13 protein-coding genes are annotated in these 14,397 nt (G+C 70.6%); 9 read left to right on the forward strand and 4 right to left on the reverse strand.

The features are described 5' to 3' along the window. The first annotated feature begins 52 nt into the window (after nt 1-52). A complete protein-coding gene (locus tag ACH34W_RS06880; RefSeq protein WP_395959848.1) occupies nt 53-718 on the forward strand; it encodes an enoyl-CoA hydratase/isomerase family protein in 666 nt (221 codons plus the stop codon). A gap of 94 nt (nt 719-812) precedes the next feature. Then, entirely contained in the window at nt 813-1,859 is a 1,047-nt protein-coding gene (locus ACH34W_RS06885; RefSeq protein ID WP_395959849.1) for an LLM class F420-dependent oxidoreductase, read from the forward strand. A 150-nt stretch (nt 1,860-2,009) separates the two neighbouring features. Here the strand turns inward: ACH34W_RS06885 and ACH34W_RS06890 are convergent, their stop codons facing one another. Beyond that, nucleotides 2,010-3,491: a flavin monoamine oxidase family protein gene (locus ACH34W_RS06890; protein WP_395959850.1), complete on the reverse strand. Its 1,482-nt coding sequence runs from the start codon at nt 3,489-3,491 to the stop codon at nt 2,010-2,012. A 146-nt stretch (nt 3,492-3,637) separates the two neighbouring features. Here ACH34W_RS06890 and ACH34W_RS06895 point away from each other — a divergent pair, with 146 nt between their 5' ends. The 6 genes from ACH34W_RS06895 to ACH34W_RS06920 all read left to right on the forward strand — a co-directional run bounded on the left by ACH34W_RS06895 (nt 3,638) and on the right by ACH34W_RS06920 (nt 8,446). Further along, entirely contained in the window at nt 3,638-4,717 is a 1,080-nt protein-coding gene (locus ACH34W_RS06895; protein WP_395959851.1) for a M24 family metallopeptidase, read from the forward strand. A 34-nt stretch (nt 4,718-4,751) separates the two neighbouring features. Then, nucleotides 4,752-5,309: an elongation factor P gene (efp, locus tag ACH34W_RS06900; RefSeq protein WP_395959852.1), complete on the forward strand. Its 558-nt coding sequence runs from the start codon at nt 4,752-4,754 to the stop codon at nt 5,307-5,309. 1 nt (nt 5,310) lies between these two features. Next, nucleotides 5,311-5,727: a transcription antitermination factor NusB gene (gene nusB / locus ACH34W_RS06905; protein ID WP_395959853.1), complete on the forward strand. Its 417-nt coding sequence runs from the start codon at nt 5,311-5,313 to the stop codon at nt 5,725-5,727. Nucleotides 5,728-5,745: 18 nt separating this feature from the next. Further along, nucleotides 5,746-6,633, forward strand: a complete 888-nt coding sequence (locus ACH34W_RS06910; protein ID WP_395959854.1) for a methyltransferase domain-containing protein — start codon at nt 5,746-5,748, stop codon at nt 6,631-6,633. A gap of 13 nt (nt 6,634-6,646) precedes the next feature. After that, nucleotides 6,647-7,912 carry a DNA polymerase IV gene (locus tag ACH34W_RS06915; RefSeq protein ID WP_395959855.1) on the forward strand — a complete coding sequence of 422 codons (1,266 nt, stop codon included), beginning with the start codon at nt 6,647-6,649 and terminating at the stop codon, nt 7,910-7,912. Nucleotides 7,913-8,059: 147 nt separating this feature from the next. After that, on the forward strand, nt 8,060-8,446 hold the full coding sequence (locus ACH34W_RS06920) for a DUF3040 domain-containing protein (protein ID WP_395959856.1): 387 nt from the start codon (nt 8,060-8,062) through the stop codon (nt 8,444-8,446). A gap of 183 nt (nt 8,447-8,629) precedes the next feature. Here the strand turns inward: ACH34W_RS06920 and ACH34W_RS06925 are convergent, their stop codons facing one another. From ACH34W_RS06925 to ACH34W_RS06935, 3 genes are read right to left on the reverse strand one after another with little or no spacing between them, the layout of a single operon-like run. Then, nucleotides 8,630-11,014: a DUF3488 and DUF4129 domain-containing transglutaminase family protein gene (locus tag ACH34W_RS06925; protein ID WP_395959857.1), complete on the reverse strand. Its 2,385-nt coding sequence runs from the start codon at nt 11,012-11,014 to the stop codon at nt 8,630-8,632. Between the two features lie 8 nt (nt 11,015-11,022). Beyond that, a complete protein-coding gene (locus tag ACH34W_RS06930) occupies nt 11,023-12,324 on the reverse strand; it encodes a DUF58 domain-containing protein (RefSeq protein WP_395959858.1) in 1,302 nt (433 codons plus the stop codon). 28 nt (nt 12,325-12,352) lie between these two features. After that, the gene (locus ACH34W_RS06935; RefSeq protein ID WP_395960065.1) at nt 12,353-13,288 is read right to left on the reverse strand and encodes an AAA family ATPase; all 936 of its coding nucleotides are present in this window, start codon (nt 13,286-13,288) and stop codon (nt 12,353-12,355) included. Nucleotides 13,289-13,832: 544 nt separating this feature from the next. Between ACH34W_RS06935 and mraZ the strand changes: the two genes are divergently transcribed. After that, nucleotides 13,833-14,264: a division/cell wall cluster transcriptional repressor MraZ gene (mraZ, locus tag ACH34W_RS06940; protein ID WP_395959859.1), complete on the forward strand. Its 432-nt coding sequence runs from the start codon at nt 13,833-13,835 to the stop codon at nt 14,262-14,264. Nucleotides 14,265-14,397: the final 133 nt, after the last annotated feature.

The raw sequence follows: 14,397 nt of genomic DNA on the forward strand, positions 1-14,397 counted from the left end.
CCGCTACCGGTGAGTAGGGTCTGTTTCGGCATCGGAGAAGAAGGAGTCTGGCGTGATCGACCTCCAGCGTGACGGCGACGTGTTCGTCCTGCGGTTCGACGACGGCGAGAACCGGTTCAGCCCCGGTTTCCTGGACGCCTTGGGCGACGCCCTCGACACGGTGGAGAAGAGCGACGGCCCCGGCGCCCTCGTGACGGCCGGCACCGGGAAGTTCTACTCGAACGGGCTGGACCTGGAGTGGCTCGGCGCCAACCAGGACCAGTTCGAGGACTACCTCAAGCGTGTCAACGGCCTGTACGCCCGCGTCCTGTCACTCCCGCTGCCCACGGTCGCCGCGATCAACGGCCACGCGTTCGCCGGCGGCGGCATGCTGATGCTCGCCCACGACTTCGCGGTCATGCGCACCGACCGTGGCTACTTCTGCCTGCCCGAGGTGGACCTCGGCATGAGCTTCACTCCCGGCATGGGCGCGCTCATCCAGTCCCGCCTGACCCCGGGCACCGCGCACGAGGCGATGATCTCCGGCCGCCGCTACACCGCCGAGCAGGCCCAGGCCGCCGGGATCGTGCAGCGCACCGCCGCCGAGGCCGAGGTGCTGCCCGCCGCGGTCGAGCTGGCCGCCTCGCTCGCGTCCAAGAACGGCCAGACCGTCGCGAAGATCCGCACTGACATGTACCGAGGGGCCTTGGAGGCGCTCCGTGGGCCGGTGTTCGTCTAGACCGATCTCGTTCCAGGGCGGCTGTCATCCGCCTGGATCGCGGTACGTTACGTTTCGACTGAATCAGATTCGGTTTTAGGAAAGGGAGTCCGGGATGCGCATCGGTATGCCGCTCAGCTACTCAGGCGGCTTCAAGGAGGCCGCCGACGAGCTGGCCGACTTCGAGAAGGCCGGTCTCGACATCGTCTATGTGGCCGAGGCGTACAGCTTCGACGGCGTGAGCCAGATGGGCTACATCGCGGCCAAGACCGAGCGCATGCAGATCGCCTCGGGCATCCTCAACATCTACTCCCGGACCCCGACCGTGCTGGCGATGACCGCGGCCGGCCTGGACTACGTGAGCGACGGCCGCTTCACCCTGGGCATCGGCGCCTCCGGCCCGCAGGTGATCGAGGGCTTCCACGGCGTGCCCTACCGGGCGCCGGTCGGCCGCCAGCGCGAGGTCGTCGAGATCTGCCGCAAGGTCTGGCGCCGCGAGCGCCTCCAGTACGACGGCAAGTACTACACGCTGCCGCTCCCGGCCGAGAAGGGCACCGGGCTCGGCAAGCCGCTCAAGCTGATCAACCACCCGGTGCGGGCCGACATCCCCATCGAGATCGCCGCGATCGGCCCCAAGAACGTCGAGCTGACCGCCGAGATCGCCAACGGCTGGCAGCCGATCTTCTATCTGCCGGAGAAGGCCGCCGACGTCTGGGGACCCTCGCTGGAGGCAGGCCGGGCCAAGCGCGACGCCGCGCTCGGCGAGCTGGACATCGTCGGTCAGGCCCCGCTGGCCATCGGCGACGACGTGCAGGGGTTCCTGGAGTTCGGCCGCCCGATGGCCGCCCTCTACATCGGCGGCATGGGCGCCAAGGGCAAGAACTTCTACAACGACCTCTGCCGCCGCTACGGCTGGGAGAAGGAAGCCGAGGAGATCCAGGACCTCTACCTGGACGGCAAGAAGGACGAGGCCGCCGCCAAGGTCCCCTACGAGCTGCTGGAGAAGATGTCCCTCATCGGCTCCGAGGGGCACGTGCGCGAGCGCCTGGCCGCCATGAAGGAGTCCGGCATCACCACGCTGAACGTCACCCCGGTCGCCGGCGACCACAAGGCCCGTCTCGCCCTGATCGAGAAGGTCAAGGAGATGGCCGCCGGGCTCTGACCCGGAATCGCGTCGCGTGGCGGCATGCCCCCTCGGCACGCCGCCACGCGAACCTTCAGAGGAGAGCTCCCCCTCAGAAGCTCTCCTCGGAAGGAGCGGGGTCTCCGATTTCGTCCGTCGATCGCGGTTTTCGTCCCTCGATCGCGGTCCTCAGAGGACGGCCGCGACCTCCTTGGCGACGCGCTCGCCCGAACGCACCGCGCCGTCCATGTAGCCGGTCCAGAAGCCGGACGTCTCGGTGCCCGCCCAGTGCACGAGCCCGCAAGGTGTCCGGAGAGCCGCGCCGAAGTCGGTGAGCACGCCGGGCGGGGCGATGCCGGTCGGGCCGCCGCCGCTCCAGGTCTCGTTGTCCCAGCGCTGCACGGCCGTCCGCACCGGGGACTTGGCCTTGTCGCCGAAGAGCTTGACGAACGACTCCATCCCGGCGGCCTTCACCTGTTCGGGCGAGGCCGAGTCCAGCCGCCGGATGTTGGTCTGGTTGATGAAGCCCATCAGGATGCCGCGCGATCCGTCGGCCGGGCTGTTGTCGAACGTCGCGTCGACGGCGCCGCTGTCGGCGATCGCCTGCCCGGTCAGCCCGTCCGCCCGCCAGAACGGCGTGTCGTACACCGCGACGAACTTGGCGATCGAGCCCATCGGGTAGCGCTGCATCAGCTGCAGCCGGCTCGCGGGCAGCGTCGGCGTGAAGTCGATCTGCCCCGCGACGGCGGGCGACATCGCGACGATCACTCGCTTGGCGGTGACCGTGACCCCGTCGGCCGTGACCGTGACCCCGCTGCCGGACGTCACGATGCTCCGCACCGGGGCGTTGTAGCGGATGCGGTCGCCGAGCTTGGCCGCCAGCCGGATCGGCACCTGCTCCGAGCCGCCCACGAACCGCGTCTCCTGCGCGCCGTTCTTGGTGTTGATCAGCCGGTCCACGTTCCCGGGGTTGGACTCGTTTCCGGCCGAGGCGATGTAGTTCAGCACGTACAGCAGGGACACGTCGCGCGAGCGCACCGACAGAGTCGAGCTGATGAACGCGTCCATCAGGAAGCGGGCGCCGCTGCTGAGCGAGTTGGACCGCGACCAGGTGTAGAACGTCTGGCTGTCCCACTCCTCTGCCTTGGGTGCCTTCCACGGCTCGCCCACCGGAATCTCCTTGGCCATGTTGCCGAGGGAGACAAGGGCGAGCTGCAGGTCGACGACGCCCCAGTCCGGCGGCACCGAGCCGAGGATGCCGTCGGTGGCGTAGAGCGAGCGCTTGCCGTTGCGGTAGTAGACGTTCTTGCCCGTGTTGTACGTGGCGAAGGTCTCGACGCCCATGTCCTTGGTGAGGGCGGCGATGCGGTCCTGGGTGGGCCCGATGAACTCGGCGCCGCCCTCGCTGGTCGTGCCGTCGCCGAGCGGCAGGCCGTACACGCGCCCGCCCGGCCGCTCCCTGGACTCCAGCACGATCACCGACTTGCCGGCGGCGACCAGATCGCGGGCCGCGGTGAGCCCGGACAGCCCGGCGCCGACGATGACCACGTCGGCGCTGACGGCCGCGGCGGCGGCGCGGGCGGAGGAGGCAGGGAGTGCGGACATCGCGGCACCCGCGGCCGCGGTGAGTGCACCGGTGCCGAGCAGTCTTCTGCGGCTAACTCCGGTCACAGGGGGGTCCTCCTCAGGGGAAGGCCGGGGGAGCGCCGGCCGCGTGGGATCGATCACTCGAGGCGTCAACGTAGGGCAGGCATGCCCCGGGGAACAAGGGGAAGGCGAGTATGTTTCACGTTCTGTGATCAACTAGAGTCCTGACCATGGGGGAGCTCCACGAGACAAGGCGCGGGCGGCTCACCGAACTGCTCGCCGCGAACGACATCGAGGCCATGCTGGTCACCCGGCTGGTCAATGTCCGCTATCTGACCGGCCTGGCCAGTTCGAACGCGGCGTTGCTCGTCCGCGCAGACGGCCCGGCGGTGCTCGCCACCGACGCGCGCTACGCCGGCACGGCCGCCGAGGTCTGTCCCGACCTGGAGCTCGTCGTCGAACGGCAAACAGCGCAGGTCCTCACCACGCTGGCCGCCGGCGAGGGCGTGCGCCGGCTGGGCTTCGAGGCGCACGACGTCACCGTGGAGAAGCACACCGAGCTGGTCGCCCTGGAGCGGGGGATCCGGCTGCCGCCGGTGAGCAGGCCGGTCGAGGGGCTCCGGAAGGTCAAGGACGAGGCGGAGCTGGCGCTGCTGCGCGAGGCGTGCGCGATCACCGACCGGGCGTTCGAGCACATCCTGCCGATGGTCCGGCCCGGCATGACCGAACGGCAGATCGCCGTCGCGCTGGAGCGCCAGATGATCGACCTCGGCGCCGAGGCGCCCGCGTTCGACTCGATCATCGCCTCCGGGCCGAACGGCGCGGTCCCGCACCACCACCCGGGCGACCGCGAGATCGAGACCGGCGATCTGGTGACGATGGACTTCGGCGCCCGCTACGGCGGCTACCACGCCGACATGACCCGCACCGTCGCCGTCGGCCGGGTCGCCGATTGGCAGCGCGACGTGTACGAGCTGGTCAAGCGGGCCCAGCAGGCCGCCGTGGACGCGGCCCGGCCCGGCGCCGAGACCAAGGTCGTCGACGCCGCCGCACGCGATCTGATCGCGGCGGCCGGGCACGGCGACGACTTCCCGCACGGCCTCGGCCACGGCGTCGGCCTGGAGATCCATGAGGCTCCGCTCATGGGATACGACAAGACCGGTAAGCTGATGGATCGAGTTCCCGTCACCGCCGAACCCGGGGTCTATCTCGCGGGCCGGGGCGGGGTCCGGATCGAGGACACGCTGGTGGTCCGCGCGGACGGGCCGGAGCTCCTCACCAAGACGACCAAGGAACTGCTCGTACTCTGATCCACACGGGCGGGACCGCTACCAGGAGAAACACGTGGCGACGACGAACGACCTGAAGAACGGCATAACGCTGAGGATCGACAGCCAGCTCTGGACCGTTCTGGAGTTCCAGCACGTCAAGCCTGGCAAGGGCCCGGCCTTCGTCCGCACCAAGCTCAAGAACGTGCTCTCCGGCAAGATCATCGACAAGACCTTCAACGCCGGCACCAAGGTCGAGGTCGCCAGCGTCGACAAGCGGGAGATGCAGTACCTCTACCGCGAGGGCGAGGACTTCGTCTTCATGGACACCGAGACCTACGACCAGCCGCACATCCCGGTCGCGGTCGTGGGCGGCGCCGCCGACTACCTGCTCCCCGAGGGCAACGCGGTGATCGCGTTCAACAACGAGAACCCGCTCTACGTCGAGCTGCCCGCCGCCGTGGTCCTGGAGATCACGGAGACCGAGCCGGGCCTGCAGGGCGACCGCTCCACCGGCGGCAGCAAGCCCGCCACCCTGGAGACCGGCGCGCAGATCCAGGTCCCGCTCTTCATCACCACCGGCGAGAAGGTCAAGGTCGACACCCGCTCCGGCGAGTACCTCGGCCGCGGCTGAGATGGCTGCCCGGACCAAAGCACGCAAACTCGCCCTCGACGTTCTGTTCGCGGCCGAGCTCCGCGAGGAGCGGCCCACCGAGGTGCTCTCCCAGCGCGGCCGCCCCAACCAGGACGAGCTGGCTGAGTACGACCACGCCGTCCGGCTGATCGAGGGCGTACAGGAACACCAGGAACGCATCGACGAGCTGATCGCCACCTACGCCACCGGCTGGACGCTGGATCGCATGCCGGTGGTCGACCGCAACGTCCTGCGGATGGGCACGTTCGAGCTGCTCTGGGTGGACGACGTCCCCGACGGCGTCGCCGTCAGCGAGGCGGTCGGGCTGGCGACCGAGCTGTCCACCGACGAGTCCCCGCGGTTCATCAACGGCCTGCTGTCACGTTTGCAGCAGCTCAAGCCGTCCTTGACGTTGTAGCGCAATAGGCTGGGGCCGATGACGGACGTGAAGGGGGCAGCCGTGGCCGCCCAGGAAAAACCAGCCGAGCGCAGCGAGTCGTCTGATGGGCGGCGGGTGGGGGCTGTGGGAAGGCCCGGCGAGCGCAGCGAGCTGCGGGTCGCGGGGAGGCGTCTGCGGGGGAGCAGCAGAGTGCGGAACGCGGTCCTGTGGGACGCGCTGCGCACCGTCCTGGACCGCATCGCGCCCGAGGGCCCCAGCGACGTGGTGGACGTGGGCGGCGGCACCGGAGGATTCGCCGTGCCGCTCGCCGAGCTCGGCCACCGGGTCACGGTCGTCGACGCCAACCCCGACGCGCTGGCCGCCCTCGAACGCCGCGCCGACGAGGCAGGCGTCACCGTCAAGGCGGTGCAGGGCGACGCGGTGGATCTCCTCGACCTCCTCGGTCCCGACGCCGCCGACCTCGTCCTCTGCCACAGCGTCCTGGAGTACGTGGACGACCCCGCCGCCGCCGTCCGGGCCCTCACCGCGACGCTGCGCCCCGGCGGCTCGGCCAGCGTGCTGGTCGCCGGGCAGGTGGCCGCCGCCCTGCACCGCGCCGTCGCCGGGCATTTCGACGACGCCCGCCACGTCCTCACCGACCCCGACGGGCGCTGGGGTGACCACGACCGCGTGCCCCGGCGCTTCACCCGGGCCACGCTCGCCGACCTTGTCGCCGCGTCCGGGCTGACCGTCGGCGAGCTGCACGGCGTACGGATCTTCGCTGACCTGGTCCCGGGCAGCCTCATCGACGCCGAGCACACGGGACGCGGGCACGGCGGCGAGACCAGCGCCGCCGACGCCCTGATCGCCCTGGAGTCGATCGCCGCGGTCCACCCGATCCTGCGCGAGCTCGCCACCCAGCTGCATCTGCTCGCCCATAAATGAGCCCCGCCCGCACATGAGCAGAAAACAGCAGCTGCACCGGCCGGGACCGCAGCCGGGGCCGCCGGCCGACGACACCGGTTGCTCGATCCTGCACGTCGACATGGACGCGTTCTTCGTCAGCGTCGAGCTGCTCGACCGCCCGGAGCTCCGCGGCCATCCGGTGATCGTCGGCGGTGCCGGTCCCCGTGGCGTGGTCGCGGCGGCCTCCTACGAGGCCCGCCGCTTCGGCGTCCACTCCGCCATGCCGATCACCCGCGCCCGGCGCCTCTGCCCCCGGGCGGTGATCCTGCCGCCCGACCACGCCAAGTACAGCCGTGTCTCCACGGCCGTCTTCGAGATCTTCCAGAGCATCACGCCGCTGGTCGAAGGCCTCTCCCTGGACGAGGCGTTCCTGGACGTCGCCGGAGCGCTGCGGCGCCTGGGCCGGCCCGCCGTGATCGCACAGCAGATCCGTGATGAGGTCCGTGCCCAGCAGGGCATCACGTGTTCAGTCGGCGTGGCGAGCACCAAGTTCGTCGCCAAGCTGGCCTCCACCCACTGCAAACCCGACGGCCTGCTGGTGATCCCGGCCGCCGGGGTCCAGGAGTTCCTCCATCCCCTGCCCGTAGCGGCCCTCTGGGGCGTCGGAGAGCGCACGGAGGAGAGCCTCCTACGTCTGGGGCTCCGGACGGTGGGCCAGCTCGCCCAGGTGCCTCTCCCGACGCTCCAGCGGGAACTGGGCAACGCGCTGGGCAGTCACCTGCACGAGCTCTCCTGGGGCCGGGACCCGCGCGAGGTCGTCCCGGAGAACCCCGACAAGAGCATCGGGGCCGAGGAGACCTTCGACACGGACATCGACGATCCCGCCGTCATCAACCGCGAGCTGCTCCGTCTCGCCGAGAAGGTCGGAGCACGTCTCCGCGCCTCCGGAAACTCTGGCCGCACGGTAAGCGTCAAACTACGCATGGCGGACTTCAAGACGATCACCCGCTCGCGGACGCTGCGCGAACCCACAGATATCGCGCGTGTGATCTACATCACAGCCCGCGAGCTCTTTGAAGCGGCGGGCCTTGAACGGGTACGACTCCGACTGGTGGGCGTCCGGGTGGAGAACCTTGGCCCCGCTGACCAGGCCCCCCGCCAGTTGGCCCTCGACGAGCCGGAGACTGGCTGGCGAGAGGCCGAGCGAGCGATGGACCAGGCGGCACACCGGTTCGGAAGCGGAACGGTCCGCCCCGCCGCCCTGGTCCGTCCTGTGGAGCAGGGAGACGCTGGTGACACTGGTGGCGGTAGGCGATGATTGAGGGCGGTGAGATGACCAGCATGTGGTCCTCGGTTGGCCGTTTGCTTTCGTACGCTTGTCGAGGCTCGTATTCTGGGCATATCACCGTTGAGGTTCCCGTCCTGCATCGGATACCCCGTCGCGGGGCTGTCGTTGGGAGGCGCCGTGCCGCTCTCTGAGCACGAGCAACGCATGCTCGAACAGATCGAGCAGGCGTTGTACGCCGAGGATCCGAAGTTCGCTCACGCGGTCCGCTCGACCAACCCCCAGGTGCACTACAAGCGCCGGATCGTGAAGGCCGCCCTCGGCTTCGTGGTGGGCGTCTGCGCGCTGATGGCGGGCCTGGTCGTTAACGCGGGCCCGGTCACCATCGCGATCAGCGTGACCGGCTTCGTCCTCATGGTGGTCTGCTGCGTCTGGGCTCTGTCCAGCTGGAAGCGGATGACCGGAGTCGGCACCGAAACGGAACGGGACACCCAGTCCCGCCCCGCCAAGTCCGGCTTCATGGACCGAATGGAAGAGCGCTGGCGTAAGAGGACCGAGGGCGAATAACCCTCGCTCGAGGCTGATCAGGCGGCCGCACCCCAGCGGCCGCCGGCCTCGAGCTCCGTCACGCGCACTCGAGCTCCGTCACGCGCAATAACGCCTGCTCCTGCCCGCCCAGCGTCTTTCCCGATCACCGTCATGTCACTCGCCCGGCGCTTTGTCAGCGCCGGGCGAGTTGGTTTTGCCGGGTTATTTGCTGCGGGGCCAGCGGAAGGCTGCGTTCAGGCGCCCCGCCGCCTCCAGGACGCGGGTGCCGGCATCGCGGAACTCGGACATGGTCGAGGGCGGGAGCAAGCGGGCTCGCAGGCGCGCCCGGGGGCCCACGGCGGCCGACATGGCGGTGCGGACCGTGCGTACGTCGGCGCGCAGGTCAGCGGCGGGGGGACGGGAACGGGCGTAGCGGGCCACTTCCTCGGCCCGGGCGATACGGCTCAGGGCCTGAGAAGCTGGTGGGTCGAGCTCCAGGAGTTCGCCCAGGCGGCGGGCGGCGGCGCGGGGGCTGTCGCTCTGGCGCCAGCTAAGGCCGTGGTCCAGGGCGTCGGCGTGCACCTCGCGCCAGGCCGCGTGGGCGGCGGCGCCCGACGGCGGGCCGGTCGTGGAGGGGAGGGGCGCGGCGGTCACGGCGGACCAGCGGCGGCGCCGGGTCATCAGGCGGACGACCATGGGGGCCGCCAGCAGCAAGATCACCAGAAGGCCCCCGGCCAGCCAGCTGACGGGGATCGGGAACCCGCTCGACTGCTCCTCTTCGGCGCCCACATCGGCGCCGCCGTCCTCGGGGCGGCTGTTGGGCCCCGTGGTGGGGTTGGGGCCCTGTGTGGTCGGGGAGGAGGCCTCCGGATCGGGGGCATCGGTGGGCTGCTGGGTGGGCTGCTCGGCCAGCTGCTGGGTGTAGGACGGGGTGGCGGCGGTGCCCTGGCCGCCGGCGCCCGCCGGGGTCGGCTCGAAGCGCACCCAGCCGGCGCCCTCGAAGTAGAGCTCGGGCCAGGCGTGGGCGTCCTTGGAGCGGACCTCCCACTCGCCCTCGCCGACCTGGGTGCCCGCGGTGTAGCCGATGGCCACGCGGGCCGGGATGTTCAGGATGCGGGCCATCACGGCCATCGAGGCGGCGAACTGCTCGCAGTAGCCGCGCTTGCTGGTCAGCAGGAAGTCCGCCAGGTCGTTGGCGGACTTGGGCGGCGGCGGGTTGAGGTCATAGGTGAAGCCGCCGGTCTCAGTGAACCACTGCTGCAGGCGCACGGCCTGCTCGTAGGCCGTGGGCGCGCCCTGGGTCACGTCCTCTGCGAGCTTCCGGACCCGCAGCGGAATGGAGTTGGGCAGCTTGGTGTAGGGAGTCACGATGTTCGACGGATACCTGCCGCTCTGCGCGAGCTGGGCTGAGGTCGGCTGGGTTCGCAGGCTGGAGACGCCATACGAGCGGCCGCTCGCGGAGTCGCGCAGCGAGTAGATCATCAGCGACTCCGGATGGGCCCGCCAGTCACCCTTGATCGAGACCCGCTGCGGCGCGTAGGGCGCGGGGAGGAAGTCGACCTTCTTCACCGCGCGCCGGACCCTGATCTGGGTGTTGACCTTGCGGGACCGGGCGGTCGACAGGCCGGGCGGGGCGGGGAGATCACGGTCGGACACCCGGTCCCGGGAGGAACTCGGCAGCGCGGTGTAGGTCCACCGGTCGCCCTCGAACTTGTCGAGCGCGTACATCCGCAGATAGTCGGGCCGTTCGGTGTCGTCGGTCCGGTAGGTGAGGATCAGCGCGTCGCTGTTCGGGCCGTTCAGATCGCGCTTGAGCTGCGCGAGCGGCTCGACCGTCGTGACGGTCTGGGAGCCGCTGCCCCCGCTGCCGCCCATGCCGAACAGGCCGCGCGGGTGGATGCCGGGGATGAACGTCGGGACCAGGACGGCGACCGCCACGGCGGCGACGCCGATGCGGCGGCCGCTGGCGGCCATGCCGCTGGAGTCGGGGCGTTCGACCGGCGGTTCGGCCGTGCTCTCGGACCAGCGGCGGGTGAAGACCGCGCGGCCCCAGCCGCCGACCTGCTCGCGCGCGTCGGCCATCAGCAACATCAGGAAGCCGAGGGCGCCGAGGCCGAACGCGAGCCAGCTGACGCTGTCCTCGCGTACCGCGGCGGGCACGCTGTACATCGCGAGGAGCGGGAGCCCGGCGGGTGCGGACCGGCGCAGCCGGACCGCGAGGAGGTCGACCACGACGGCGACGAGGCCGATGCCCGTGGCCGCCAGCAGTTCGATCCCCGGAACGAGGGGGACGGGGGCCGCGTACTGGTTGGCGGCGTTCCAGCCGTCGCCCATGAGCTCGCCGAGCCGCCGGAGCGACTCGGGCGTGGGGACGAAGCCCAGCAACGCCTGCCCGGACGCGAACCGCGCGTTCAGGTAGAGGTGCAGCGCGCCGAGCCCGCCGAGCGCGCCGAGCAGCGACGGCGCGCGCAGGCGCCTCATCAGCAGTCCCGCGCCTGAGACAACGATGACCGCGCCCAGCCCGGACCAGAACCACGTGCCGCTGGCGAACAGCGGATAGAGCCCCACGGAGCTGGCCAGCGTGGCCAGCGCCGCCATGACCGTCATCTTGATCCTCAAGAGCCCCCGCCCTTCAACCCCGCCCCGCCGTTCCTGGCGAGATCCTCGCTGGCCTGGTCAGCCAGCGCCCAGGCGCCGGCAAGGTCGGTCGCGGACCTTACGGTCACGACCCGCCAGCCCGCCGCGCGCAGCAGCCGTGCCGCCGGCCTGCCTGCGGTGTTCCTGCCCGTGGTCTCGGTGTCCGTGGAGTCGTCGACCAGGATGGCGACGCAGGTGGCGGTGCCGCGCCGGACGGCCGCGACGGTGCGGGCCTCCTCGGCGTCCAGCGCGCCGAAGACCGCGACGATCAGCCCGTCGCCCTCGCGGCCGTGGCTCCTCGTGCCACGCAGGGCGGCCAGGCCGGACGTCAGCGAACGGCCGTCGGACGGCCGCACGACGGCCAGCGCGTCCAGAAGCGTCCCCTCGAAGACGCCCTCGAACGACACCGAATGCGGCAGCGCCTCGCCGCCGTCGGTCACGAACCGCAGGCCCATTCCGGCCCGGCCGAGATGCACGCCCACCGACGCGGTGACCGACACCGCCTGCTCGAACGAGGCGCCGGGCCCGTCGCCGCGGTGCGCGATCCGCCGGGTGTCGAGGAAGAGCGCGCCGCTGCTCTGCCAGTGCTGCTCCTCGCGCCGCACCATGAGCTCGCCGCGCCGCGCGGTGGACCGCCAGTGCACCCGCCGCAGGTCGTCGCCGTGCCGGTATTCGCGCGGCGCCACGTCGTCCTCGCCCGCGCTGGAGACCGTGCGGGCCAGGCTGTCGCCACCGCCGGTCCAGGCGCCCGTCAGCCGCCCCGGCGGGAGCGGCACGATCGTCGGGGTGACCGTCAGCGTGTCCGCCAGGCTGAACGAGCGGACCAGCTCCACCATGCCGAACGGGTCGGCCAGCCGCACGATCAGCGGCCCGACCCGGTAACGGCCGCGCACGTCGGAGCGGATCCGGTACGTCAGCTCCCGCGCGCCGTGCGGCTCGATCCGGTCGAGCACGAACCGGGCCCGCCCGCCGAGCGTGTAGGGGACCTGGTCCTCCACCAGCAGCAGCCCGCTGGGCAGGCGCGACACGTTCTCCATCCGCAGGTCGACCTTGGCCTCGTGGCCGACGGGCAACCGGGACGGGTCGAGCCGGCGCGCGCACGCCAGCCGGTAGCGGGTCCGTGACACCGCCAGCGTGCACAACAGCGGCAGGGCCAGGACGAGCACCCCGGCGCGCAGCAGGTCGCGCTCACCCAGGACGAACGCGCACACGATGGCGGTGGCCCCCGCGGCCACGAAGGATCGCCCTCGGGTGGTCAGTCCGGCCAGCGCTCTTCTCAACGTTCACTTCCCGGTTCATGGCGGTAGGTCACTTGCGGGGGGACGGCACCGGCAGACGGTTGACCAGCTCTGTCACCACCTGCTCGGGACGGCGCCGCTCCACCTGGGCCTCCGCGGTCGGAAGCAACCGGTGGGCGAGGACCGGGACGGCGAGGTCCTGGATGTCGTCGGGCAGCACGTAGTCGCGGTCGTCGAGCGCCGCGTACGCCCGTGCTGCCCGTACGAGATGCAGGGTGGCCCGCGGTGAGGCGCCCAGCCGCAGCTCGGGGTGCTTGCGCGTGGCGCTGACCAGCTCGATCGCGTACTGCTTGACCGCCGGTGCGACGTGCTGGTGCCGCACCACGTTGATGATCTCCCGGACGTCGGTGGCGTGCGCGACCGGAGACAGCCGCTCCAGCGGCGCGCTCTGCCCGTGCACGTCCAGCATCTCCAGCTCCGCCATCGGATCGGGGTAACCCATCGAGATGCGGGCGGTGAAGCGGTCGCGCTGTGCTTCCGGAAGCGGGTAGGTGCCCTCCATCTCCACCGGGTTCTGCGTGGCGATCACCATGAACGGCCGCTCAAGGGAGTAGGTGGTGCCGTCGACCGTGACCTGGTGCTCCTCCATGCATTCCAGCAATGCGGACTGGGTCTTGGGGGAGGCACGGTTGATCTCGTCGCCGACCACGATGTGTGCGAAGACCGGACCCGGTTTGAACTCGAACTCCCGCCGCTCCTGGTTGTAAGCGCTGACCCCCGTGATGTCGCTGGGCAACAGGTCGGGCGTGAACTGCACGCGCCGCACCGAGCAGTCGATGGACCGCGCCAGCGCCTTCGCGAGCATCGTCTTGCCGACGCCCGGCACGTCCTCGATCAGCAGGTGCCCCTCCGCCAGCAGCACCGTCAGCGCCAGACGCACCACTCCAGGCTTGCCCTCGATGACCGACTCGATCGCATCCCGGATCTTGGTGGCGACCTGCGCCAGCCCGTCGAGTCCGTGTCCGGGGCCACCCGGCGGTTGCCGGCCGGACGAGCCCGGGGGGTCTGTCTCTATGTACGACTCGCCGTGCGTGCCTACTGCCACCAACAACCCTCCTCAGCCGAACGGCCGTACGTGAACGACAGTACGTCGTCAAGCCGTTCGCCGCGATGTTCTCTCATTCCCACCGCCCGCCCAGATGTTCTTCTCACTCGCACGCCCAACCCTGGTGTTCATGTGGAACGTGTGTGCCCATTGTGCTCCACCTGGATCTCTGTCGGAGCCTCATAGGCCACTCCAATTCGCTCCACCCCGCTCCTGCAAGCGTCATCGTGGCGGGCGTGGGAGCGCTTTCACGGGCGGCCGCGGCCTCCGCCACGCGAGCGTGCCCCCCAGGCCCCCCACTCTGCACCACCCTCACTGACCTGCGCCTTTGCGCGAGATCCGGGCGTGCGAGGGGTGTTTACTTAGTTGACGGTGGGGCAGAGTGGAGTAGAGTGGGGCGCCGTGGGGGGCAGTAGCGCCCTACTCGGCGCGGGAGGTGGGGCCGATGTTCCTCGGCACCCATTCACCGCGCCTCGACGACAAGGGACGGCTGTTCCTGCCGGCGAAATACCGCGAGGAGCTGTCGGGGGGATTGGTGATCACGAAGGGCCAGGAACGCTGCCTGTACGTCTTCCCCATGGCGGAGTTCCAGCGCATCACCGAGGCCTTGCGTGCCGCACCGGTCACCGAGAAGGCCGTACGCGCCTACAGCCGCGTCTTCTTCGCCAGCGCCTCCGACGAGATCCCGGACAAGCAGGGCCGCATCACCATCCCGCCGCCATTGCGCACGTACGCGGGACTGACGCGCGACTGCACCGTCATCGGGGCCAACACACGGCTGGAGATCTGGGACAGCCAGGCCTGGGAGTCCTACCTGGAGCAGGAGGAGCAAGCCTTCTCCGAGATCTCGGGGGAGGTGTTGCCCGGGGTGCTCTGACATTCGACTCGTCGGTCCGATGACCGGCCTGGCCCACGTTCGGCCAGGTCTCCAGCCGCTCTCCAGTCAGCTGGCGCAGCTTCCCCGGTGCCAGACGGCGACCCCCCGCGGACACGCGGTGAAACTTCCTCAG

This window comes from Actinomadura sp. 6N118 (assembly GCF_044326415.1).
Taxonomy (GTDB): Bacteria; Actinomycetota; Actinomycetes; order Streptosporangiales; family Streptosporangiaceae; genus Spirillospora.

What these genes read in the sequence shown, in the direction of transcription:
- ACH34W_RS06885 (WP_395959849.1), top strand. Translation starts at nt 813, where the DNA reads ATGCGCATCGGTATGCCGCTCAGCTACTCAGGCGGCTTCAAGGAGGCC.
- ACH34W_RS06895 (WP_395959851.1), top strand. Translation starts at nt 3,638, where the DNA reads ATGGGGGAGCTCCACGAGACAAGGCGCGGGCGGCTCACCGAACTGCTC.
- nusB (WP_395959853.1), top strand. Translation starts at nt 5,311, where the DNA reads ATGGCTGCCCGGACCAAAGCACGCAAACTCGCCCTCGACGTTCTGTTC.
- ACH34W_RS06910 (WP_395959854.1), top strand. Translation starts at nt 5,746, where the DNA reads ATGACGGACGTGAAGGGGGCAGCCGTGGCCGCCCAGGAAAAACCAGCC.
- ACH34W_RS06915 (WP_395959855.1), top strand. Translation starts at nt 6,647, where the DNA reads ATGAGCAGAAAACAGCAGCTGCACCGGCCGGGACCGCAGCCGGGGCCG.
- ACH34W_RS06925 (WP_395959857.1), bottom strand. Translation starts at nt 11,014, where the DNA reads ATGACGGTCATGGCGGCGCTGGCCACGCTGGCCAGCTCCGTGGGGCTC.
- mraZ (WP_395959859.1), top strand. Translation starts at nt 13,833, where the DNA reads ATGTTCCTCGGCACCCATTCACCGCGCCTCGACGACAAGGGACGGCTG.